18 protein-coding genes and 5 pseudogenes are annotated in these 21,281 nt (G+C 60.4%); 9 read left to right on the top strand and 14 right to left on the bottom strand.

The annotated features are described in order from the left end of the window. Positions 1–53 precede the first annotated feature (53 nt). The 6 genes from BS630_RS32770 (at position 54) to fhuB (ending at position 5,807) form a co-directional block, all read left to right on the top strand. Positions 54–956 (top strand): MBL fold metallo-hydrolase, encoded by a 903-nt coding sequence (locus BS630_RS32770; RefSeq protein ID WP_077980791.1) that lies wholly within the window; start codon positions 54–56, stop codon positions 954–956. A gap of 165 nt (positions 957–1,121) precedes the next feature. After that, a complete protein-coding gene (locus BS630_RS32765; protein WP_183594594.1) occupies positions 1,122–1,364 on the top strand; it encodes a type II toxin-antitoxin system ParD family antitoxin in 243 nt (80 codons plus the stop codon). Further along, on the top strand, positions 1,361–1,654 hold the full coding sequence (locus BS630_RS32760) for a type II toxin-antitoxin system RelE/ParE family toxin (protein ID WP_077980789.1): 294 nt from the start codon (positions 1,361–1,363) through the stop codon (positions 1,652–1,654). The genes BS630_RS32765 and BS630_RS32760 overlap by 4 nt, the downstream gene beginning before the upstream one ends. 496 nt (positions 1,655–2,150) lie before the next feature. Next, positions 2,151–2,945, top strand: coding sequence for an ABC transporter ATP-binding protein (locus BS630_RS32755; protein ID WP_077980788.1), 795 nt, complete (start codon positions 2,151–2,153; stop codon positions 2,943–2,945). Positions 2,946–2,958: 13 nt separating this feature from the next. Then, positions 2,959–3,837 (top strand): iron-siderophore ABC transporter substrate-binding protein, encoded by an 879-nt coding sequence (locus BS630_RS32750; protein ID WP_077980787.1) that lies wholly within the window; start codon positions 2,959–2,961, stop codon positions 3,835–3,837. Next, entirely contained in the window at positions 3,837–5,807 is a 1,971-nt protein-coding gene (gene fhuB / locus BS630_RS32745; RefSeq protein ID WP_077980786.1) for a Fe(3+)-hydroxamate ABC transporter permease FhuB, read from the top strand. The genes BS630_RS32750 and fhuB overlap by 1 nt, the downstream gene beginning before the upstream one ends. Before the next feature lie 141 nt (positions 5,808–5,948). Here the strand turns inward: fhuB and BS630_RS32740 are convergent, their stop codons facing one another. From BS630_RS32740 to traA, 6 genes and pseudogenes are all read right to left on the bottom strand, one after another. Beyond that, on the bottom strand, positions 5,949–6,818 hold the full coding sequence (locus BS630_RS32740; protein WP_077980785.1) for an alpha/beta hydrolase: 870 nt from the start codon (positions 6,816–6,818) through the stop codon (positions 5,949–5,951). 561 nt (positions 6,819–7,379) lie between these two features. Next, complete coding sequence (locus BS630_RS32735) at positions 7,380–8,051, bottom strand: winged helix-turn-helix transcriptional regulator (protein ID WP_077980784.1); 672 nt, start codon at positions 8,049–8,051, stop codon at positions 7,380–7,382. Between the two features lie 34 nt (positions 8,052–8,085). Continuing rightward, positions 8,086–8,862 (bottom strand): 3-oxoacyl-ACP reductase FabG, encoded by a 777-nt coding sequence (gene fabG, locus BS630_RS32730; protein WP_077980783.1) that lies wholly within the window; start codon positions 8,860–8,862, stop codon positions 8,086–8,088. Then, a pseudogene (locus BS630_RS32725) lies at positions 8,859–9,116 on the bottom strand (thiamine pyrophosphate-dependent enzyme); the annotation flags it as partial. The gene fabG and the pseudogene BS630_RS32725, both read right to left, overlap by 4 nt. Beyond that, positions 9,115–9,513: pseudogene (locus tag BS630_RS32720) on the bottom strand (4-hydroxythreonine-4-phosphate dehydrogenase PdxA); the annotation flags it as partial. The pseudogenes BS630_RS32725 and BS630_RS32720, both read right to left, overlap by 2 nt. 131 nt (positions 9,514–9,644) lie before the next feature. Then, entirely contained in the window at positions 9,645–14,276 is a 4,632-nt protein-coding gene (gene traA, locus BS630_RS32715) for a Ti-type conjugative transfer relaxase TraA (protein ID WP_077980782.1), read from the bottom strand. A gap of 213 nt (positions 14,277–14,489) precedes the next feature. On the opposite strand from traA, the gene BS630_RS32710 reads away from it, so the two are divergent. After that, positions 14,490–14,777: a TraC family protein gene (locus tag BS630_RS32710; protein WP_077980781.1), complete on the top strand. Its 288-nt coding sequence runs from the start codon at positions 14,490–14,492 to the stop codon at positions 14,775–14,777. A gap of 21 nt (positions 14,778–14,798) precedes the next feature. After that, positions 14,799–15,722 (top strand): annotated as a pseudogene (locus BS630_RS32705) (type IV secretory system conjugative DNA transfer family protein); the annotation flags it as partial. A gap of 203 nt (positions 15,723–15,925) precedes the next feature. On the opposite strand, the pseudogene BS630_RS32700 reads toward BS630_RS32705, so the two are convergent. From BS630_RS32700 to BS630_RS32680, 5 genes and pseudogenes are all read right to left on the bottom strand, one after another. Next, a pseudogene (locus BS630_RS32700) lies at positions 15,926–16,218 on the bottom strand (hypothetical protein). Positions 16,219–16,234: 16 nt separating this feature from the next. Next, positions 16,235–16,504, bottom strand: a complete 270-nt coding sequence (locus BS630_RS32695) for a type II toxin-antitoxin system prevent-host-death family antitoxin (protein ID WP_017958416.1) — start codon at positions 16,502–16,504, stop codon at positions 16,235–16,237. Between the two features lie 138 nt (positions 16,505–16,642). Beyond that, complete coding sequence (locus BS630_RS32690) at positions 16,643–17,119, bottom strand: hypothetical protein (protein ID WP_077980780.1); 477 nt, start codon at positions 17,117–17,119, stop codon at positions 16,643–16,645. Positions 17,120–17,443: 324 nt separating this feature from the next. Continuing rightward, on the bottom strand, positions 17,444–17,611 hold the full coding sequence (locus BS630_RS37555) for a hypothetical protein (protein WP_167383850.1): 168 nt from the start codon (positions 17,609–17,611) through the stop codon (positions 17,444–17,446). A 408-nt stretch (positions 17,612–18,019) separates the two neighbouring features. Beyond that, positions 18,020–18,343, bottom strand: a complete 324-nt coding sequence (locus BS630_RS32680; RefSeq protein WP_017958412.1) for a DUF736 domain-containing protein — start codon at positions 18,341–18,343, stop codon at positions 18,020–18,022. A 624-nt stretch (positions 18,344–18,967) separates the two neighbouring features. Here BS630_RS32680 and BS630_RS32675 point away from each other — a divergent pair. Beyond that, positions 18,968–19,243: a WGR domain-containing protein gene (locus BS630_RS32675; RefSeq protein ID WP_077980779.1), complete on the top strand. Its 276-nt coding sequence runs from the start codon at positions 18,968–18,970 to the stop codon at positions 19,241–19,243. 77 nt (positions 19,244–19,320) lie between these two features. On the opposite strand, the gene BS630_RS32670 is transcribed toward BS630_RS32675, so the two are convergent. The 3 genes and pseudogenes from BS630_RS32670 to BS630_RS32660 all read right to left on the bottom strand — a co-directional run bounded on the left by BS630_RS32670 (position 19,321) and on the right by BS630_RS32660 (position 21,066). Then, positions 19,321–19,737, bottom strand: coding sequence for a type II toxin-antitoxin system VapC family toxin (locus BS630_RS32670; protein WP_077980778.1), 417 nt, complete (start codon positions 19,735–19,737; stop codon positions 19,321–19,323). Then, positions 19,734–20,000, bottom strand: coding sequence for a type II toxin-antitoxin system Phd/YefM family antitoxin (locus BS630_RS32665; RefSeq protein ID WP_077980777.1), 267 nt, complete (start codon positions 19,998–20,000; stop codon positions 19,734–19,736). Before BS630_RS32665 ends, BS630_RS32670 begins: the two co-directional genes overlap by 4 nt. 126 nt (positions 20,001–20,126) lie before the next feature. Beyond that, positions 20,127–21,066, bottom strand: a pseudogene (locus BS630_RS32660) (DUF2493 domain-containing protein). Positions 21,067–21,281 lie beyond the last annotated feature (215 nt).

Here is a 21,281-nt window from a genome sequence, read left to right as displayed (position 1 = left end):
GGGCAACACTCAGGGCAGCAGAAAATCGAAACTGACGATCATCGGAGACAACCATGTATTCAAGGAGAGAAGTCATGAAAACCACCCTCGCAGCCGGCGCCGTTGCCGTTTTTGCGCCTGCCGGTCTCGGCAACGCAGCCGGGTCAAAGCTGGCCTGGAAGCACTTCCCCGCCGGTCAGAATGGCTTCTTTCGTGCTCCGGTGCTGCTGACCGGCCCCAGCGAAGCGTTGCTGATCGACGGCGGGTTCAGCTATCCCGACGGTCGTACGCTGGCGGAAGCCATCAAGGCCACGGGCAAGACGCTGACCGCGATTTATGTCAGCCAGTCCGATCCGGACTATTACTTCAGCCTCAAGCCGGTCCTCGAAGCCTTTCCCGGCGCAAAAGTACTGGCCGCCTCCGACACGATTGCAGCGATCAAGGGCAACGTCGAGAAAAAGCTTGCCGTTTGGGGGCCGCAGCTCAAGGAGAACGGCCCGCAGACCCTTGCAGACATCGTCATGCCGGAAGCCTTCGACGCTCCAAGCCTCACAGTTGATAGCGAAACCGTCGAGATTGTCGCGGCCGAGGCAGGGTTAAGCAATCGCCGGTACCTGTTCGTGCCGTCGCTGAATGCTGTTTTCGGGGGCGTCATGATCTTCTCGGGCGTTCATGTGTGGACGGCCGACACCCAGGCATCGGAGCAGCGTGCCGCTTGGGTGGCCACCCTTGACAAGATCAGCGCCCGCAAGCCGACGATTGTCGTTCCCGGCCACATGACGCCGGAAGCGGCAACCGATCTGTCTGCCGTCGAACACACGAACAGTTATCTGCTCGCTTTCGAGGAAGAACTCGCCAAGGCAGCCGATTCCGCCGCGCTGAAGGCCGCCATGGAAGCCCGCTTCCCCGGTCTTGGCATGGGTGTTGCGCTCGACATAGGCTCCAAAGTTGCCAAGGGAGAAATGAAGTGGGGCTGAACGGCCGATCTTCAAACTGATCCGAAGGGCCTGGGAGGGCCCTTCACCTCCAGGAAGGCCGCAAAAGTGGTGATGCAGTCGTCAGGTCCGCATCTCATCAAGGCGTTCGTGTCTTTGACAAACTTTGCCAAATTCGGTTATATTGCCTTCAAATGGAGGTTATCAATGGCCACGATGAACGTATCTCTTCCGGGCCCGATGAAGGATTGGGTGGAGGCCCAGGCCAAGACCGGGCGATATTCGAATGCTAGCGACTACGTGCGCGACCTGATCCGACGCGACCAAACGCGAAACGACAAGATCGCCGCCATGCAAAGCTTCGTCGAGGCCGGGCTCCAAAGCGGTGTCGGCGTCCGATCAAAGGATGAACTCTTTGCTGAGGCGATGGCTCGTGCCAGCAAGTCATGAGTTTTAAGCTTTCTGCCGAAGCGGAAGAGGACATTATTGCGATCGCCGAGCAAGGTGTCCGTATGTTCGGGGCAGACCAAGCAAAGCGATACCACGATGAACTTTTCGCATTATTTGATCTGATAGCTGTCAATCCACGCATCGCGCGCAAACGGGATGAGATTGATCCGCCCGTTAGAATTCATCCCTTCAAAGCGCATCTAATCGTCTATCGGATCGAAAATGATGAGACAATTTTTGTAATACGAATTCGCCACGCGCATGAAGATTGGGCAAGTGATTCAATTTAGCGCACCTCGGATGGAGCTGTGAGATTTGGTGTGTCTCAAGTTCGAATGAGTTCATGGGAGGGGCAAGACCCGATCCCGAAGAGAAGCAAGGCCGTGAATGACATCAGATGCGGTGTAAATGGAAGCTCGACAGCGCTTGACTTCAACACGCCGAATAGAGAAGTTCCATAATTCAGCTTATGCCATTTTACACAATCTGTGATTGCTTAACCTCCGACGAGCTCATCGCAAGAAATCCAGCAAAAGACTGCTAATAACGATAATCTCAAAAATTTCTTCAGAACGATACACGCATGGGAGGATTCAAGGCTTTCTTCGTTCCCTCAGCCGCTATAACGCAGGAGGCACCGAAGCCGCGCTGCTGGCCTAAAGCCGGAGTCGCCGCACGAGATGACGAGGACCTAGGCGGAGGGCTAACGAAAATAGTTGATTGCTGCTCTCATCTTTAGTACCGACCTATCACCCGGTTAAAGGATGTCACGTGGCTATACTCCCGATGCAAGATCCGCCTCGAACGGCTGAAACTTTTGTCGCCGAAAATATAGGTCTTTTGATAGAGCGGAACGAAATTCTCTGCGACGTCAGTCTTAAATTTCCGGCAGGAGAAGTTATCGCGCTGGTCGGCCACAACGGCTCCGGCAAATCCAGTCTTCTCAAAATGCTGGCTCGCCAGCTTGTGCCGAGCACTGGATCGATCTCTTACGGAAACCAGGATCTGAGGATGTATAGCGAACGCGCCTTTGCGCGTTCGGTCGCATATCTGCCCCAGGACGTCACGACCGGATCGGAAATGACGGTCCGCGAGCTTGTAGGATGCGGTCGTTATCCGTGGCACGGAGCGCTCGGCCGGTTCACCCAAAACGATGAAGAGAAAGTCGAGGACGCCCTTCGAGCCACGCATATCGAGACGTTCGCCGACCGTATCATGGGAACGCTATCGGGCGGCGAGCGGCAACGTGCCTGGATTGCGATGCTGATCGCTCAGGATGCTCGCTGCCTGTTGCTCGACGAACCGACTGCGGCACTCGACGTTGCTCATCAGGTCGAGGTGCTCTCACTTGTGCGACGCTTGGCGCATGAAAGTGGAAGGAGTGTCGTCATCGTTCTCCACGACATCAACATGGCCGCTCGCTTCTGCGATCGGATCCATGCGTTGAAATGCGGTCGCGTGGTTGCCAGCGGAACACCGAACGCGATCCTCGCGCCGAACACGCTACAGGAGATCTATGGGATCGACATGGATGTGATCTCCGCGCCCAACCTGCCCTATCCGCTGGCCTATGTTTGCTGAGGCCGGCCGTTCAATGGGGGTTTCGCGGCGGTTCTTTTTGCAATTTGCCGGGGCCTCGCTCATTCCCGCTCCGCTGTTTGCACAGTCGATGGGCCCAAGGATCGTCAGCCTCGACTACGGTCTTGCGTCCACTCTTTTATCCCTCGGATTGCCTCCGGTCGGGATTTCAGACCTCGCCGATTGGGACAGATGGGTTGTCGAGCCGCCGATGCCAAAATCCGTCGTCGATATCGGCAGTTCGTTCGAGGTCAATTTTGAAATTCTCGTCACGCTGAAGCCCGACATTATCTTAACCACACCCTACCTGGATGAGCTGTTGCCCAAGCTTCAGTCGGTGGCGAAAGTCGTTCGGCTGGAAATCTTTACGCCGGGCATCGGACCTATTCTTACCGCGGCCATCGGGGCGACGCGTAAATTGGCCGTTGAGCTTGGCCGTGAGAATGAAGCAGAGCAGTTCCTGGCGCGAGCCGAGGTCTTCTTTGCGCAATGCCGCAGTCGCCTGGTGGGCAAGAACCTGCCGCCAGTCGCCCTGGTGAATTTCATGGATGCCCGCCATGCCCGCATCTACTCGAGTCCTGGACTGTTCCACAATGTGCTCGAGCGCATCGGTGTCCGGAATGCCTGGACCAGAGAGTCGAATTATTGGGGCTTTGAAACGATCGGGATTGAAGATCTCTCCAAGGTCACCGATCCGGACGCGCGTCTGATCGCCTTTGACCCGATTCCTCCAGACGTTCTTCCGAAACTCGGTCAGAGCCCGCTGTGGAACAGGCTTGCGTTTGCGCGTCCAGGCCATCTGTCGATTCTGCCGCCAGCCCTGATGTTCGGGATGGTGAACGAGGCCATGCGTTTCGCAGGCCTCTTGACAGATCTTCTGGAAAAGGAAGCTTGATGGTTTCCCGCCGCGACAATATCGGGCCAGCAATTGTCTTCCTCCTCCTGATGTGCGGTGGAGGCGTGGCATCGTGGTTTCTTGCCGCTCCTGCGCTGTCAGAAATCGCTCGACCGGATTACGATGTCACGCGAATGGTGTTCACCTATTCGACGCTTCCCCGTCTTGCGACGGCGCTGATTGCCGGAGCCGCGCTTGCCTTGTCCGGGGCGCTGTTTCAGCAGGTTTTGCGAAACCCGCTCGCCGATCCTACCACTCTTGGCGTGTCGGCCGGAGCAAACCTGGCGCTGGTGGTAACATCGCTGTTTCTCCCCGACTTGCTTGGCGCCGGCCGCGATCTTGTCGCTCTGATCGGCAGCGCGACCGCTGCTGCGATCGTCGTCAGCCTGGGCGCGCGCCGCGGTTTTTCGCCTTATTCGCTTGTTCTGTCGGGGCTGGTTCTCAGTCTTTGGTGCGGCGGCCTCGCTGCCATCCTGACCTATTTGAACCAGCGCTACCTCTCGAGCCTGTTCATCTGGGGCGCCGGCTCGCTGGCACAGCAAAGCTGGGTCATTCCCCTGTCGCTTCTTTGGAAGTTGGCTGTCATCGCCATCGGCAGCGCTTTCGTGATGAGACCGCTTTCGCTGCTCGATCTTGGCGAAAGCAGCTCCACGGCACTCGGCGTCAGATTGGTCCGCCTGCGTTTCGTTGTAGTCGCCCTCGCCGTCGCGCTTGCTGCATTTGTCACGAGCGCCGTTGGGGTCATTGGTTTCATTGGACTGGTCGCGCCGACGATTGCGCGATTGTCCGGAGCACGGCGTCCCGCGCAGCTCATCCTCTGGTCTCCGCTGATCGGCGCCGGACTGCTGTTCTTCGCCGACTCCATCCTGCAACTCGTCGCCGGCGGACTTGGTGATTTCTTGCCGACGGGGGCAGTGACAGCCATCTTCGGTTCGCCGCTGCTTCTCGCGCTCCTGCCGCGGCTGAAGATCCGTCATAGACTACAGCAATCGCCGGCGTTCAGACGGCCACGTCGATGGGATGGAACCCGACCGGTCATCATCGCGGCCGCCGGCCTGCTCGTCCTGTTGATGGTCAGCGCTTTTCTCGGACGCGACGTCAATGGCGGCTGGGCTCTCGCTTCCGGCGAATTTTCGGTCGATGTCCTTGCGATCAGAATACCTAAAATCCTCGCCGCCCTGGTATCGGGCGCGATGCTTGCGGTCGCGGGCTCGATCCTTCAGCGGCTGACCGGAAACGAAATGGCAAGTCCCGAAGTTCTGGGAATCAGTGCCGGCGCGACCTTCGGCGTTGCGATTGCCCTCTTTGCCGTCGCTCCAGGATTTTCAGGTCAATTTGCATTTGCCGTGGCCGGTGCGATCAGTGTGCTTGCTATGATCTTCGCCAGCTCCCGGCGATCGGCCTTCGCGCCTGAACGAGTCCTGCTGGCGGGCATTGCCTTAAGCGCGATGGTCGATGCCGTCGTCGGCGTGTTGAGCTCGACGGGAGATCCGAGAGCAGTTCTGCTGATGCGGTGGATGAGCGGGTCCACCTATCTTATCGAGGGGTCGACCGCCGCAATGGAGGCGGCGCTCGGCGCCGTGCTGATCGCTGTCTCGCTCGCCGCTCGCCGCTGGCTTGACATCCTTCCGCTTGGGCCGTCGCCTTCGGCGGCGGTCGGTATTCCATTGGCGAAATCGCGATTTGCGCTTTTTGGCCTCGCAGGATTGTTGACGGCTGCCGCGACGCTCACGGTTGGCCCGTTGTCATTCATCGGCCTTATGGGACCTCACCTTGCGCGGGAGGCGGGATTGGCGCGCGCGCTGCCGCAAATGGTCGGCGCCGCGCTGATCGGAGGGGGGCTGATGGTCGCGGCTGATTTCGTCGGCCGCACGATCGTATCGCCCTATCAGATCCCGGCCGGTCTCGTTTCCGCGCTCATCGGAGCGCCGTTCTTGATGCTGATGATGCGGAAGCGCAGTGCCAGCTGAGGGGTTGCCCACGCAACACCATCAACGATCTCACTATGGCCTTGCCTCATTCGCTGGCCCTGCCTCTTGCTCCGAGGTGGGCCATACGGGTGGGGAGAACGGCCGGCCGGACGATTAACGTCGGAGAGCGTCACATGTCGGTCAACTCTGGACGGCGAATGCGATGGCAACCGCACGATTCACGGCCGCCGCAAGAACGGACATGTGGGTCTCACCGGCATAAAGCTCGAATCCGGTACGCAATCCATCGGCAGTGCCGTTTAATCGCTCCGCCATCTCCCGCGCCAGGAGGACGGTCCGTTCCGTCTTCCTCTTCTCCAGGCGTGCAGTGGCATCCTCGTTCCGGTACTGGAAGGGTGCCAGCTCATCGCCTTCGTATTCCCCAGCGGACAAATGCAGGAAGGGTGCATTCCCCGGCGCGTCTTGCCGTTGCGCCTCGTTCTTGAGGATTTCGCTGTTCTCCCAATAGATGGTTGGGCTGGCCGCAATCCAATTGGCAAACAGACCGGGGCGCTCGAACAGGGCATAGAGAGTAAAGAGGCCGCCGAAGGAATGTCCGAAAAGCGATCGGCGCATCGGATCCAAGATCACCATCTCCGCAATCCGCGGGATAAGCTCGTTCTCGATGAAATCCAGCAGTTTGCCGGTCCCTCCGATGACAACCGGCGGACCGCCCTCAACGAACGGCGGATAGGATTTGACCGGCGGAGGCCCCAGGTCCCAAGACCGGCGGAGCGGATCATAGGGCTCGTCGGAGGGGTAGCCGATCGCGGCGATCACCCCCCAAGCGACATTCGTTCCGGTGGGGTAAGGTGCCTGCGTGACCAAGCTGGCGACCGCGAAGGGGAAAGTGGCGTTGCCGTCGGTCATGACGAGAAGCGGCCATCCTTTCGCCGGCGGTCTCTCCGCCGGAATGGAAAGGAATATGCGATAGGGCTCGCCGCCCGCAGCAGGAGCCAGATCAAAAAAACAAGTTCCGGGCATCGAATAGACGCTGATAGGATTGGTCATGAGAAAGTTTTCTGATGGTTGGGAGGATCGGGTAAGGGAAATTGATAGCGGTGCTGTTCACCGGCAGGTTTCGAAGCTTTCCAAGGTCGGTGCAACTCTTTGCTGATATCCTGGCTTCCGCGAAAGCGCATCATGGCAATTACGGTTCGGACGTTTACAGAGGCTGATCTAACCTAATCCCAGGCATGATTTGAAGACCGGAGCTATCGAGCTGCATTTCGATCCAACAGATGAATTCGCAGGCCTTCAATTCAATCATCTCCGAACACTGCTAAGCCGACGTCTGTTTCGTAACTTTCTTGGGTTTGCAACCCCGAGGCGGTAACGTGAACCACACGTCAGAGCACCCACTTTCTCAAGCGTCGTGGCCTTATGCGCGGCCGGGCTTTTTTCCTGCACGACAACCTGCCAAGTATGGAGATTGGTGCCGATCATCCATGTGGACGCCACCGGCGGCACTTCCTTTATCGCTGACCCTTTTAGGAGCGCGCCTGTTTAGCCCCGGAGAGATCCGGGCGCCTACGTCGCCGTGAACCCGTTAGAGGCTAGGATATGCGGATATCAATGATAATGGTATTCGAGAGCGTAACCTGCGCCGTACACGGTACGAATCCCCAGATTACGCAGTCCTGCAAACGCTTTTCGCAGCCGGCCGATATGCACGTCAACCGTCCGACTTTCTACAGCGTGTGGATCGCGCCAAACGGCCTCAATGAGTTGCTCGCGGGTACTGATCTGCCCCTGCCTTTCTAATAGAAACCTGAGGATTCTCATCTCCATAGGCGCAAGCGCTATTCTCTTGCCTGAAACCACGACGGCGTGCGGGCCGAAGACAATCTCGGCGGCACCAGCAAAGTTGCGCAGAGTCGAAGCCTCAGACTGCGGGCCTGTGCCGTGGAGAAAGGCGAGGAGTTTTGAAGGCGACAAAGGACGTGCGATGCCTTCGTCGGAGCCGGCCTTGATCAATTGCAGGTGCTGGGCACGTGTGCCGTCGCCGATAAGTGCCGCCACTGGAAGCCGTGAATCTTTCAAGAGAGCACAAAGGGGCGCAACATCACTCGGCCACCCCGCACAATCTAAGACGACCGCGGAAAGCTCTGCTGACGTGCAAGCGTCCGCCACATCGGCGTCACTTGCGGCAAGACGAGCCTTGAAACCCTCGCCATGCAGTATGTGCGCGAGGAGCAGATAGAGCTCGGCGTTCTGCGAGCAAACCAGAATGACGGGAGCCATGTCGATTGCCTTTTTCCTCGCCTGTGAACCGAGCTCAGCTCGGCGCGAACTCGCCACCGTTGACATCTATAATGGCTCCATTGACGAACCCGGCATCCTCCGACACTAGGAAAGCGATCACGGCGGCGACATCCGTCGGCATACCGAGGCGACCGGCCGGAATACGAGCGAGCGCGTCGACGTTGATCTTGCTTTCGGGAGAGCCGGTCAGTGGCGTGAGGATGCGGCCTGGCGCGACAACATTCGATGTTATGCCATAGGGACCATATTGAGAGACCAGCACGCGAGACAATCCCGACAGTGCGGCTTTGGACGCCGCATAGCTCGCGCCGGCGATCCGTGGTCTTGTCCGACCGGCAAGAGATCCAACCAATATTATTCGTCCAGAACCGCTTTTCTTCATGCCAGGCAGAACAGCGCGGCAACACAACATCGTCCCGGTCACGTTGACGGCCAGCACGTCATTCCACTCCTCAAGAGTAAGGTCAGAGACGTTAAGAGGACCGTCTGGACCTTTCGGCGAGATCCCGGCGTTGCAGACGAGAATCCCAGGTGCGCCCAGGTCACGGGCGACTTCGCCAAAAAAGGAACTGATTGCCGACGGTTCGCGGAGATCAACCCTTCTCGCAAGCGAGCGCTCTGGTCCGAAAGCCTCAGCAAGCGCGGCGCCTGCGGCCATGACGCTTGCCTCGCCATGGCTGAAGACGGCAACCCGATGACCGGCCTTGAGCAGACGAAATGCGGTGGCAAGACCGATCCCAGTGGTGCCACCGCTGATAACCGCTACATGCGGGCCGCGGTCAGCGCTCATGCCGCGTGATCCATTTCAGCAAACAGCGACAGCGGTGGATGGGCGCCCGCCTCTGTCATGACCTCAATCAGAAGGGGACTTTCTCCGGAGAGACCGCGCTCAAGGTATCGAGGAAGATCGGCGGGATTTGAGATGCGGACTGCAGGGCAACCGCAAGCTTCCGCAATCTTCCGATGATCGACATCCGCAAAGCTGCAGGCCGTCGTGAAGCTGCCGAACTTGACAGTTTCGGCATCACGTTGGAATCCAAGGATGGCCCTGATCGTGATACTGGGCGATGACAAGATCGAAGGCGCCGTTATAGGCGCGGGCAAACACCGTATCGGCCGAGATCGGGCCGACGACGTCGATGCCCTTTGCCTGCGCCTGCTCGACGGCGGGCGCCAGGAATTCCATGTCTTCGGTGCCGAACAGGCCGTTTTCGCCGCAATGGGGATGGCCGGCGAGGTTCATCGCTTCCTTTTTGATGGGCGCGGTGACGATGACATCGGCTTGGCCAGACATGGCGAGATCGACGGCGCGGGTGATATATCGCATTGAGGCATCGCCGGCGACGGGACTGACCTTGCCGATCTCGGGAAGGGCGGCGCCGAGCGCGACTTCGTCGACGACGATCCTGTCCTCACCGGCTGCAGCGGCGGGAACCAAACGATCCCTTTGATAAACCGTAGCTTGATCAGAGGTTCCGCGACCGCTGTTCCGCATCATCGGACTACGGCACGGGATTGCGACTCCGTGCGCCCGGCTCACGATGACGATTGCAATCGTAAGTGCTCTCCTGTTCACTTTAGTGCGTCTCGGAGTTCAATGCCGCGCCCACGGCCGACAGCCCGCTGACGCCGTTCTGAGATGATCTGCTCACTGCTTTCCCAGCGGACTGCTTGTTGCAGAACCTTCAGCTTTTCTCGCATCGCCTCGAAGGCATTGCGCTGTGCTGGTGGCACACCGTTGACGAGATCCTTCTCCTCTCGGAGGATGGCATTGCGACCAAAGCGCTCGTCGAGCGCCCGGCTGACTGCGGCGAACTCCTGGCGAATAGTCGGATCGAGAGAAACGGCCGATGCATTCCGCTTGCGACCGTTGTTCTTCGCCTCTGCTGTCAGTCGCATGAGCACGTCTTCCGCCGGCTTCGACAGGCCGGGAATGGCGACTGCCATGCGCCGTCGCTCCTCGCCAACAACCTGGCGTTCGGCAGCGAACACATTGACGTAGGTCGAACCGAGCGCGCGCAGGCGGGCGGCGGCTTCAGGCATGGCCTGCACCGCCTCTTTCCGCTCCCGGCCGGTGGCCAGCATCCGGTCCATCAGGCGATCGGAACCGCGTAACGCGCCGTAGGCGGCCGGATCGTTGGTCACCGCAGCGGCGATGCGATCGGCAGCAAAACCTTTCTGGAGCAGCTCTTCGAGCTTGCCGACGGCGCCGGCCGGATCGCGCCAGATCGCGCCTGCCACGGCCGCCAGCGCTGCTCGCTGCTGGCGATAGAGAGGACCTGAGAGCACACGAGATCGCGCCTCCTCGTCGACAGGGGTCTTGAACTCGGTGACTGCGGCGAGCATGGGGACATTCTCCTTCTCGGGATCGACGCTGGCGCCAGCGACGATCTTCGAGCGATCCCGCCGCTCGACGAGATGCTGCTCGTCGGCAAAGCGCTTCACGGCTTTAAACAGCTGGGTCAACTCCTCGCCTCTGACGCTTGTGAGGTCCTCCGGCATACGCTCGACCATGTTGCGTTCGGCAACCGTATCGGCTCTGGATGTGAAGGCGCTCCAGCCGAAGCGGGCCGTGAGCGCCTCGCTGACGGCCTTGACTTCCTGCACGAGCGAGCGGTCTTCTGTGGCGAACGCAAAGGCGGTCTTGTAGGCGTCGTCACCACCCTGACTGCGCACCGCCTCGATCTCCACGAGACGCGCCATCGCTTGCCTGGAAAGAGCCGGGATCGGCAGGGACATGTGAGCGCGGCGTTGTTGCTCACGGAAACCAAACCGCTCAGCATTCCGGCGGAACTCGGTGGCATGCGCGCGGGCCAACGGTATCAGTTCCAGCAATGCCGCGGTCGCGTTGCTGCGCTCGTCGCGTGCCGCACGACCGTCGACGATCAGATCGGAACCACGCAGGCGGCCAAGCCGGTCGGGTGTCGCGGCAAGATCGTCAACAAGCCTGCGAGGTTCGATACTTGCATCCGATGAAAGCGCGTTCAGGACGACAAGCGCCGCATCCGGGTCACGATAGATCTTCTCCAATAGCGGCCGCAGGATCGCCTCCCGTTCCTTCCCGGCCGGCGACGCAAGCTGAGCCAGCCGCGCGTCTTCCTCCACGCTCCTGGTGAAGCCTGTGGCGGGCGGGATCAGATATCGGCCACTCACAACGTCTGCCTCCAAGACGGGTGTGGGTTCTGCCCGTTCCTCGCTATAGGCGACCCGCCGTTCCCGCTCGATCGTGAAGCCGAGCGCCATGCTCGCCCGCTCCCAGAGCTTCGCCAGTTGCTCGCGCCTCTCGGCGATCCCGGCCCACCGCCGGGAAAGGCTTTCCTCCACCCCGGCTGCGGCAAGCGAAAGATGATCGAGACCACGGCGTCGCGCGAAGTCGTCGGCATAGGCGCGATAACCGGCCTCGCTTTCAAAATCGAGTGTCGTCGTCTTGGCGCCGGAGCGCGACAGACGTTCGACGAGCTGCTTGAACACATCCGGCCGATGGCTTTCCCGCTCGATCCGTTCCTGGCGTTCTGCGGCGGTTTCAATCCGCTTGGCGGTCCAGACATTGCGATCGACTTCTCTTTCCTCGAACCGCTTCTGCCCAGTTTGCTCATCGACGATCGGAACCTGAACCTTGACCTTCTCGACACCGTCCTTGCGCAGGGTGACCGTGTCGCCTTCGGAGACACCGCCCTCTTCGAGTGCCTTCGGCAAGCTCACACCCCAGAGACGATGGACGCTTCCGTCATCCGTCTTCACGTCGGCATAAGGACTGTCGTCGGCATCCTCGTCATTCGGCCGGAACTTGGCTTGTCCGGTTTCCACGAGCTCACCGGTCACTCCGGCGGCATGATCGACATGCGGCTTCCTTCCCCATTCCGGCCTCGCTTCAAAATCTTCCTTCGCGGCATAGAGGTCAGCGCGGTCGCGATGTCGGGTCATCGACACATAGGTCAGATGCTGGTCCATCATGCCGGTGGCGAGTACGAAGGTTCTCTCGACGGTGGCACCTTGTGATTTGTGAATGGTCGCGGCGTAGCCATGGTCGACATTGCGGTAGCTGTCCTCACTGATGACGACGTCACGGCCATTGTCGAGACGGACCGACAGCAAAACCTCGCCACGTTTGTCGCCGGTGGAAACGACGGTGCCGAGCATGCCGTTCTTCACATATTGCGGACCAAGACGGCGCGCACGTGGCTCGAGGAAGCGGGCATTCTCCAGGAAGATGATGCGGTCGCCGGCGGCGAACTCGCGCGCACCACGTTCGGTCCGGAAAGAGCGGCCCTCACCGAGTGCGCCCTCTCCTGTCATCACCGATCGCAGCGCTTCGTTCAGACGCTTCACGTCTTGATTGGTATGGGCGAGTACAAGAAGCTCGTTACCGCGAAGACGACCATCACTGCCGGCCGTGCTTGAAGCCTGGATCGCCTGTCGGCGCGCCGCCGTCCAGTCGTCAACAATGCGCCCGATGATTTCGTCACGCGTTTCCGCCTCGACAAGGCGACCCTGCTGCGCATAGGCATCGAGACCTTTCTCCGTCTCGCCGCGCGCAAAAAGCCGCGATGCCTCGCGCGCCCAGTCTTCCCGCTGACGGCGCACGCCGGCAAGTTCGGCAAAACCGATCCGCTCAGTGATCGCCCGGAACGCCGCACCCGCCTGGATCGGCTGCAGCTGCATCGCGTCGCCGACCAGGACGACTTTCGCCCCCGCCTGTTCCACGAGCTTCAGCACGCGGGCCATCTGCTGCGACGACACCATGCCGGCCTCGTCGACAACCACTACATCGCCGCGGTGAAGCGTGTCGCGCCCATTGGCCCAGATGAGTTCCCAGGAGGCGAGTGTTCGCGACCTGATGCCGGAGCTGTCTTCCAGTCCCTCCGCAGCCTTCCCCGCAAGGGCCGCGCCGATGACCCGGCGGCCACCGCTCTCCCAAGCGACGCGTGCCGCGGCAAGCAGTGTCGACTTGCCGGCACCGGCAAGGCCGACCACGGCCGCGATGCCGCTGTCACCGGTGACATGACGGATGGCATTGACCTGTTCCGCATCGAGCTTGAAGGGTTTGTCGAGATCGCCAGCTTCGACGCTTTTGACGGCGGCCGCGATATACCGTGACGGAACGGCAAAACCTTTGTGCTCCGACAACACCTGCGCCGACCGCGCCATGTCATACTCGATGCGCAGTATCTCGCGCGTGGTGAAGACAGCGGGTTCCGCTACCTTGCCCGTTTCAGGATCGACCTCCTGCGGCTTCAAGATGACCAGGTCGTCCGACGCCATCAGCCCCGCGCGGATATTAGCGAAGTCCGAAGGATCGTCGACATATCGATGCAGCGCCTTGGCGATATCGCGCTCATCGAAGGTGGAGCGTTCATTGCCGAGCCGCTTCAACAGAAACTCCGGTTCGGCGAGCAGCCGGTCGGCCATTTCCTGCCGCCGGGCAAGGTCGGCCGGCGCGAAGTACATCGTAGCACCCCTGCGGGAGAGTGCTGCCTTTTCCGGCCCGAGATGTTTTTGCGCGATGCCATCGAGACCCTGTTCGGCATAGGAGCGGCCGTCGATCCGGATCTCATGGCCTGCAAGCGCCAGGTGCCGGTTGGCCGTTTCCGCCCAGGCGATCTTCCAGGCCTTCATGGTTTCCTTGTCGCCAGTCCAGAGCTTGTAGACGATCCTGCCCTTTGGGCGGTCCGGCGTGACGACGCGCAACGGCGCGCCGTCTTCACCGGTGACTGCCACCTTCTTGCGTCCAAACCCCTCCTGCGTCAGCGGTCTTAGCGCCGTCATCAGATGGATATGCGGATTGCCGTCCTTGTCGTGATAGACCCAGTCCGCGACCATGCCCTTCGAGGTGAGATTGTCGCGGACGAACTCACGCACCAGCGCGATATTCTCGGCCCGCGTCAGTTCCTCCGGCAAGGCGATGATCAGCTCACGCGCCAGCTGCGCGTCCGCCCGTTTCTCGAAAGCATCGACCGCATTCCACAGCGCCTCACTCGCCGCTGCAACGGTGCGGCCATCGATTGCCGTGCGCAGCCATTCCGGTATCTGCGTCGGCAGAGCCAGCTCCTCATGCACCAGTTCGGCCCTCCCGCCTCGATAGCTGAAGGACGTACCGGCCTGCTCGTCCATCATCCGGGCGCGGTGGCGATAGGCCGCGGCCGAGACGATGCTGCGCCCCGTCCCTCTGCTGATCACCTGCGCTCTGACGAACATGATCGCCACTGACGTCTCCACATCATCCGGGCACGTCGCGACAGCGACGTATATTGCGCCCTCAAACCGATCGGACCGCAGGGCCGATACCGCTTTTCCGGAAGACGGCCATCAGCCGGAATTCCAGCCCCGACATTTTCGGGCTGGTGCAAAATAGCCTGTTTAACTATCTTATTCTAGTCAGTATAAGGAGCGGTATTTTCAGGAAAGGAGAAACCCACGATGGCCGTCAAATCATCGATTTCTGATCTCGATGCCCAGATCGAGAAGCTCAGAGAACGCAGGAGAAGTTTGATCGTTAAATCCGCCGAGCGGTTTGCCCGTGCGGCGATGAAGTCCGGGCTGGCGGAAACGGAGATCGCCGACGAGGAGATCGACCGGATTTTCGAAGAGATCGCTGCGCGATTTCGCAAACAGGAAAAGAAGGGGCCTGGTGGCGCGCCTCCTCAAACACGTCGACCATCAGATAGTGGGACTGGAGCGCCGTCGGAGGTTTCACATGACGGCTGACCGGAAGAGGCAAGCGCGCGAACCGGCCTGCTCGCCCACGTCATGTTGTCGCCGGAATATGCCGGCCGGCGCAACCTGCGTAGCCTGCGCCAGATCGTTTCCGAGCCGGAGCCGTCGGTGCTCGCCATGCTGCGCGATATTCAAGAACACTCGGAATCTGCCTTCATCCGCGAAACGCTCGGCGTCTTCACCAACATGACCGAACAGACCTTCTCGGGTGTCTATTCGACGGCGTCGAAGGACACGCAATGGCTCTCGTTGGATAGTTACGCCGCGCTCGTCTGCGGCAATACCTTCAGGTCGAGCGATATCATCGCTGGCGGGACGGACGTATTCCTCAATATCCCGGCGTCGATCCTGCGCTCCTATCCGGGCATCGGGCGCGTCATCATCGGCTCTCTGATCAACGCCATGGTCCAGGCCGATGGCCGCTTCAGCCGCCGAGCGCTCTTCATGCTCGATGAGGTCGACCTGCTCGGCTATATTCGGGTGCTGGAAGAGGCGCGCGATCGCGGTCGTAAGTACGGCATCAGCATGATGCTGCTCTATCAATCGGTCGGACAGCTGGAGCGGCACTTCGGCAAGGATGGCGCGACGTCATGGATCGATGGCTGCGCCTTTGTCTCCTACGCCGCGATCAAGGCGCTCGATACGGCGCGAAATGTTTCTGCCCAATGCGGGGAAATGACCGTCGAGGTTCAAGGGCGTTCGCGCAATATCGGCTGGGACACGAAAAATGGCGGTACGCGTAAATCCGAGAGCGTCAATTTCCAGCGCCGGCCGCTGATCATGCCGCACGAAATCACCCAGTCGATGCGCAAGGACGAGCAGATCATCATCGTGCAGGGCCATCGCCCGATCCGCTGCGGACGGGCGATCTACTTCCGGCGGAAGGACATGAATGCGGCAGCCAAGGCGAACCGCTTCGTCAAACCGGTGCCGTGAGTGACGGTTGATCCTGCACCTCGTCCTTGCTGGCGCCTTTATCGATACCGCCGACGATAGCGGAAGGTATCGCCCATGCGTATCCGGCCGGATCAGCCCCAACGGGCAAGACAAGATCGAAACTTTCGACGCGCGGAGCGGCGGAGACTATTTGTGATAGCTGCAGCAGGCCAAGCGGTAACGAGGCTATCACGAGCCAAAGGTCAGCGGAATCGGCTGACCTCCGTGGCCGACTTGCGGCGACTGATGAATTCGCGCAGCAGCGGCAGGAAGAAGGCCTTGCTGAAGCGGCCGGTTGGGGCTCGGGCTCAAGATAGAATGAGTTTCCAACGATGTCGGTATTGAACTCATCGAAGATGATCCAAAGCCTGCGATCGGCATCGAGACCGGCGCGGCCCTTTTCGATCGCTGGCACTTCCACAGCAAACCGCGACGCCTCCGGTTGTTTGGTGGTGACGGGAAAGAAGAGAACCAGATCACCGTCCCGCCGCGGCATTCTCACAGCTCGTAGTTCATGAGCGTCCTGCCTCGTCCTCGCTGGCGTAGGCCTCGACGGCGTTTTCGAACTCGGCAAACAGTTCATCGGGCATCGTTTCGATGATCCCGACGGTGCGCTGGTTCGATTGCTTCATCAGCCGCTGGTAGTCTTCGATATTCAGGAGAACCAGCCGGGGTTTATTCCGCTGGGTGATGGTCACTGGATGGCGGAGAGCCTCGGCGATGATGTCGCCAGATTTACGCGATAGATCGCTGGTTGAATAGGAACCGCTTGATTTTGACATATGGATTTCCTTTTTTTGCTGTATTTATTGTGATATACAATATTTACAGCAATGCTGCAACTTTGCTCACAATGTAAGCATCGCCAGTAGGAGGCGGCGGCATCAGCCGCCTCTCTCTGCATCCGAGCGCTTTTACCGCTAGCATTGAACGGCGCGCACCGCATGAACCGGAATTCCAGTTTTCTGCGTGATTTGCTTTACGATCGGCGCCAGTGTGCCGAGTTCATCGTCGGTCAACCGGACCAATGTCGGAAAGTTGACCTCGACCCCACCGTCATCCGCCGCAACCGCGTTGGTCCAGCCACGGCTGTTGATGCGGTATTCACATGTGTCGAGATCGATGTCGAGATCATCAAGCAGGTTGATGGTGAAGCGCCCAAAAATCTCGTTCTCGCCCTGCAGCTGATAGGCAATGAATTCGTCATCTCCGACGATAAGGGTTCGTTCCAATTCCATGATGACGCGGATGCGAGCGACTGCCGCCTCGAGCCCTTCAATCAGCCGATCGTGAAGTTCTCGCGAGAAATCGGTGTCGCATCCGAAGCGATTTGCGAGGACGACGAGCCGGAAACCGGCAAGCTTGGCGTAAAGCATGAGGTTCTGGTCGGATGTCATAATGTGATCTCCTTCATGTTGATGACGGAGATCGGCCACTCTGTTGCAAAGAGGGGTCAAGGACCGCGGAACGCGGCTCGCAAGCGGGGGAACCGATTTTTCCAGAGCGCAGCGCCCGGAAAAATTGGGGGAGACCGCGCCGTCCTTGACGCCGGATTTGCTGGAGTAAAATAGGACGTCAGAGAGAGAAGAGACCCGCGGCCCCAAAGGGGACGCGACCGTTTCCGGCGTCAGCCGGCGGGGAGTGTCGAGGGGTGAAACCCTTGATAGCCTGGCGGCCGGTCGATCCGGCCGGCCAGGCTCACGAACACGGGATAGCCTCCGTCAGAACGGGGGCTCAGCCTCGATGCTGCCTTCCTGCTCGGCCCAGATCACCTCGCGTTCGGCCAGAGCCAGTTCGAGTTCGTTCTCGATCTGGCGACGCTCGGTTGGATCAGCGTTTCGCAGCTCGGCCTGCAGCAGCGCGATGACTTCGTCGATGCAAGTGGTCATTGTCGTCTCCTTGACGTTTGTGAAAGACGCCGCCCGCGGCCATGGAGGGATGCAGGGGTCAAGGATTGCGAAGCAATCGGCGGAGCCGGCGAGTGGGGGAGCCGATTTTGTCACAGTGGAGGGGACCCGGAGCGCAGACAAAATTGGGGGCACCGCTCGTCCTTGAGGCCTTCATGCCGCCATGGCACCCTCGGACGGACTGAGCAGACCCTCCCTCTCCGTATGGCACCGGAAAAGCCGGCAAGGGGCTCGATGCCCGTTGCCGGCTTGATGACATCAAACCTTGCTGGAAAGGTACCTCTGAACCATCTCCAGCAGCCACATCACCGTGAGATGGCAGCGGTGGGCACCGAACGAACCCTAGCCGGTGAGAGCCGGCCCCGTTGCCGGGGCCGGCTGCTGTGCGGCTCAGGCCGGGTTGTTCCAGAGGATGACCTTACGGTTCGGCTCGCCGCCGGGAGCGGGGGCGAGGTTGCCGAAGATCACGCCGATCTCCGGAGCCTCCAGCTTCACGGAGAGGTATTCCTCGCCAGTCAGGCGGGCGATGCGGTTCCAGCCCGCGCCGATCTCGAAGCCGGTCTTGCGGTGGATGATGCGGTAGTCGGGGGCTTCATCGCTCGCCTTGTTGGCGTTCGGGACGATGGCGATCGGGGCGTTGACCCGGATGGTGGCGAAGATGCCCTCGAGGCTGCCGTCGGTCTTCTGCGTCAGGGTTGCGATCGTGGTGGCCATGGTATTGTCTCCTTCAGTTGCTCGGGACCATTCCCGATGGCGCCCGAAGAAGGGGCCGAGCCGCAGGCGTCACCGGAGCGCAGCGCAGGGAACCCCTTGCGGGTTGACGCTGATGGCGGCCGGTCCCTTAGAAAGGCGACATGGAGAACGGAAATGGCCTCGTGCGACCGAAGGTCGGGACAAACCACTACGGCCGCCCGGTCCGGCGCTGCGTGAGAGTGGCACAGCCACTCGGAGTGCCTCGCCGCCATTCTGCGCAAAGACCTTGCCGCTTCCAACCGCCGCAATCGAGATGCGCCCGCCCACCACCCATCATACATTGTCGCTCGGCGTGGCCGACGCGGTGATCGCATTGGCAACTGCAGACCGAGCGGACATGCCGGGTGAAGCTGCTCGCTCGGGGGTCCAACACGTGATCCTTCGCGGACTCGCCCCGTCGCCCGGTTGACGGATCCGACATCCGCCGAACACCCAACCGTCGGCACACGGGCAGTCTCAAGCGACCGAGGCCGGCTTCGTCGAGCGTTCTTCGCAGGCCCGTGACGTGCCAACACATCACAAAACGGAATCCATCGGCTGTAAAGGATTCAAATCTCTCGTTGGACAGGATCGGTCCCGGCGGAAATGATTCCCGGCATGAGCCGAATGTCGTTCCACCTCCATTGCCAACGCATCGATGCCAGCCGCAACATGGCGCGCTATTACACGCTTGCAATCGAGCCTACCTTGTTTGGCGAAACCGCGGTCGTGCGAAGCTGGGGGCGGATCGGGAAGTGTGGCGGTGAGAGGACCGACGTGTTCGGGACCGAACAGGAAGCTGTGGCGCATTTTCTCGATCTTGCACGCCGGAAGCGCCGGAAGGGTTACAGGCCGGCCAGAGGCTGCGTCTGCCGTCCGTGACCCGACATGATCACTCGGCAGGTGGCGCGCGCTGCCGCGCAAGGGATCTATTCACGTTTGAGGCGGGCGCCACAAAACTATTGCCCAGGTGGGTCCAGCGAAGTTGAGGGATCCGAACAGGTCAAGAATTCAATACCGTAAAGCGGCACATTCTGGTCCTCCGAAACGAAATGCGCGCCCTCCGCGACCGCCTGCGCCATAAGGAGATGGTCGAAGGGATCTCGATGATGGAGCGGAAGCTTTCCAAGTGCGATCAGATGTGCGTCGGCAATATCGAGCCTATCAAATCCCTGATCTGGCAGGACCTCTAGGATCTCGTCTATGTCTGCATCGAGCTTCCCGATCCGCAATTTCACGGTGATTTCCCAAAGGGAAACGACACTTACGCGTACATCGTTTTCAGGATCCGCAATGAGGCTGCGGATATGACTGCTCAACCTTTCGTCGTCATTGAGCCACCATAACAACGCATGTGTATCGAGCAGAAGCCTCACGTCCCCTCTTCCATCGCCTTCAGAACGTCTGCGGGCAAGCTGTCGAAATCGTCGGGAACGCTGATCTTTCCACGCAAAGCGCCGGGCTTGCGCACTGCCATGTCAACTGACGGAGGGCCGATTTCGGCAACAACCTTGTGATGGGACATCAGAACGAACCTCTGTCCGTCCTGAACCTGCTTCAGGAAGGATGTCAGATTGCCACGAAACTCCCGCACGCCCACACGGCGGGGAGAAGATGCGTTCGGCCGAGGTTCAGACATTGAAAGGCTCCATGTTCCCCAGAATTGTGTACACAAATGCATCGAAATGCAAGTTCCCTGTTTTTCTCCGCGATAACGCGCGATCTCATTACCATCAGGTTTTTCCCCGCATGGAGGAAATGGCGCTCACGCGCCATTCTCCGCAGCCTGCCAGACCGGGACGCCGAGGCGACGTGCCTTGTCGGCGAGATTACCGGTGATACCTGAGCCCGGGAAGATGATGACGCCGGCCGGCATGACCGAGAGCATCTCGTCGTTACGGCGAAAAGGAGCGGCCTTGGCGTGCTTCGTCCAGTTCGGCTTGAAGGTGATCTGCGTCACCTTGCGAGCTTCGGCCCAGCAGGCGGCGATGCGCTCGGCGCCCTTCGGCGAACCGCCGTGGAGCAGGATCATATCGGGATGCCTTAGGTGCGCCTGGTCAAGCTTCGCCCAGATGCGTTCATGATCGTTGTAATCCATGCCGCCGGAGAAGGCGATCTTGGTCCCGCTCGGGATCAGCACCTCGGTCTCGGCGCGGCGGCGTGCGGAGAGGAAGTCCTTGGAGTCGATCATCGCCGCAGTCATGTTGGCGTGGCTGACCTTGGAGCCGGTGCGCGGCCGCCATGCCGATCCGGTCTGAGCCTCGAAGAGGTCGGCCGCGTAGTCGCGCATGAACTCGAAGGCGTTGCGGCGTTCGAAACGTGATGCCCTCGGCGAGCAGGCGCTCGAGCTCGACGCTCTTGACCTCCGAGCCGTCCTGCTCCCGCTGTCCGATGCGTTGTGCGTCCTCGTTGCGTTGCAGCTCGCGCTGGATGCGCTCGCCGGCCCGGTGGAAGAGGTTGACCATCGACCAGAGCAGGTTTTCGAGATCAGGCTCGAGCCGCGTGTGGCCAAGCATCTCGAACAGGGCGTCGAAGATTGCGGTCAACGCCGACTGAACAACCGGCTCTTCCGGGAGCGGCCGTGGATCGGGTTCGTCCTGGAAGGGCCGGTGGCCGTAGATCTGCATTTCGTAAATGAAGCGGTCGGTCGGGGAGGAGGCATGGTGGGGCTCGAAGGCGTCGTCGATGGGAAGTGTCAGGTTCATGATAGTCTCCGTCGGTTGCGGCGGCGCCTCTCGCGGCCTGACGGCGAACCCCGCTCACGCGAAGACGGGCCGGAACCGCGGCGCGAAGCGCTGCGGCCCAGCGCAGCGCCGGGCGGCAGAAGGAAGGTTTCTTGAACCGCGAGGAGCGCCGGCGAAGCCGGCGCGGGGAAGAAACCTGACTGACCCGCTGAAGGCCCGGCCGCCGCGTGGTAAAG

Source organism: Rhizobium laguerreae, from assembly GCF_002008165.1.
GTDB classification, from domain to species: Bacteria; Pseudomonadota; Alphaproteobacteria; order Rhizobiales; family Rhizobiaceae; genus Rhizobium; species Rhizobium laguerreae.
Note: the sequence above shows the minus strand (reverse complement) of the source record. Positions and strands in the feature narration are given on the sequence as shown.

Coding starts and splice junctions, on each gene's coding strand:
- BS630_RS32770 (WP_077980791.1), top strand. CDS start 54: ATGTATTCAAGGAGAGAAGTCATGAAAACCACCCTCGCAGCCGGCGCC.
- BS630_RS32765 (WP_183594594.1), top strand. CDS start 1,122: ATGGCCACGATGAACGTATCTCTTCCGGGCCCGATGAAGGATTGGGTG.
- BS630_RS32760 (WP_077980789.1), top strand. CDS start 1,361: ATGAGTTTTAAGCTTTCTGCCGAAGCGGAAGAGGACATTATTGCGATC.
- BS630_RS32755 (WP_077980788.1), top strand. CDS start 2,151: ATGCAAGATCCGCCTCGAACGGCTGAAACTTTTGTCGCCGAAAATATA.
- BS630_RS32750 (WP_077980787.1), top strand. CDS start 2,959: ATGGGGGTTTCGCGGCGGTTCTTTTTGCAATTTGCCGGGGCCTCGCTC.
- fhuB (WP_077980786.1), top strand. CDS start 3,837: ATGGTTTCCCGCCGCGACAATATCGGGCCAGCAATTGTCTTCCTCCTC.
- BS630_RS32740 (WP_077980785.1), bottom strand. CDS start 6,818: ATGACCAATCCTATCAGCGTCTATTCGATGCCCGGAACTTGTTTTTTT.
- BS630_RS32735 (WP_077980784.1), bottom strand. CDS start 8,051: ATGGCTCCCGTCATTCTGGTTTGCTCGCAGAACGCCGAGCTCTATCTG.
- fabG (WP_077980783.1), bottom strand. CDS start 8,862: ATGAGCGCTGACCGCGGCCCGCATGTAGCGGTTATCAGCGGTGGCACC.
- BS630_RS32710 (WP_077980781.1), top strand. CDS start 14,490: ATGGCCGTCAAATCATCGATTTCTGATCTCGATGCCCAGATCGAGAAG.
- BS630_RS32695 (WP_017958416.1), bottom strand. CDS start 16,504: ATGTCAAAATCAAGCGGTTCCTATTCAACCAGCGATCTATCGCGTAAA.
- BS630_RS32690 (WP_077980780.1), bottom strand. CDS start 17,119: ATGACATCCGACCAGAACCTCATGCTTTACGCCAAGCTTGCCGGTTTC.
- BS630_RS37555 (WP_167383850.1), bottom strand. CDS start 17,611: ATGACCACTTGCATCGACGAAGTCATCGCGCTGCTGCAGGCCGAGCTG.
- BS630_RS32680 (WP_017958412.1), bottom strand. CDS start 18,343: ATGGCCACCACGATCGCAACCCTGACGCAGAAGACCGACGGCAGCCTC.
- BS630_RS32675 (WP_077980779.1), top strand. CDS start 18,968: ATGATTCCCGGCATGAGCCGAATGTCGTTCCACCTCCATTGCCAACGC.
- BS630_RS32665 (WP_077980777.1), bottom strand. CDS start 20,000: ATGTCTGAACCTCGGCCGAACGCATCTTCTCCCCGCCGTGTGGGCGTG.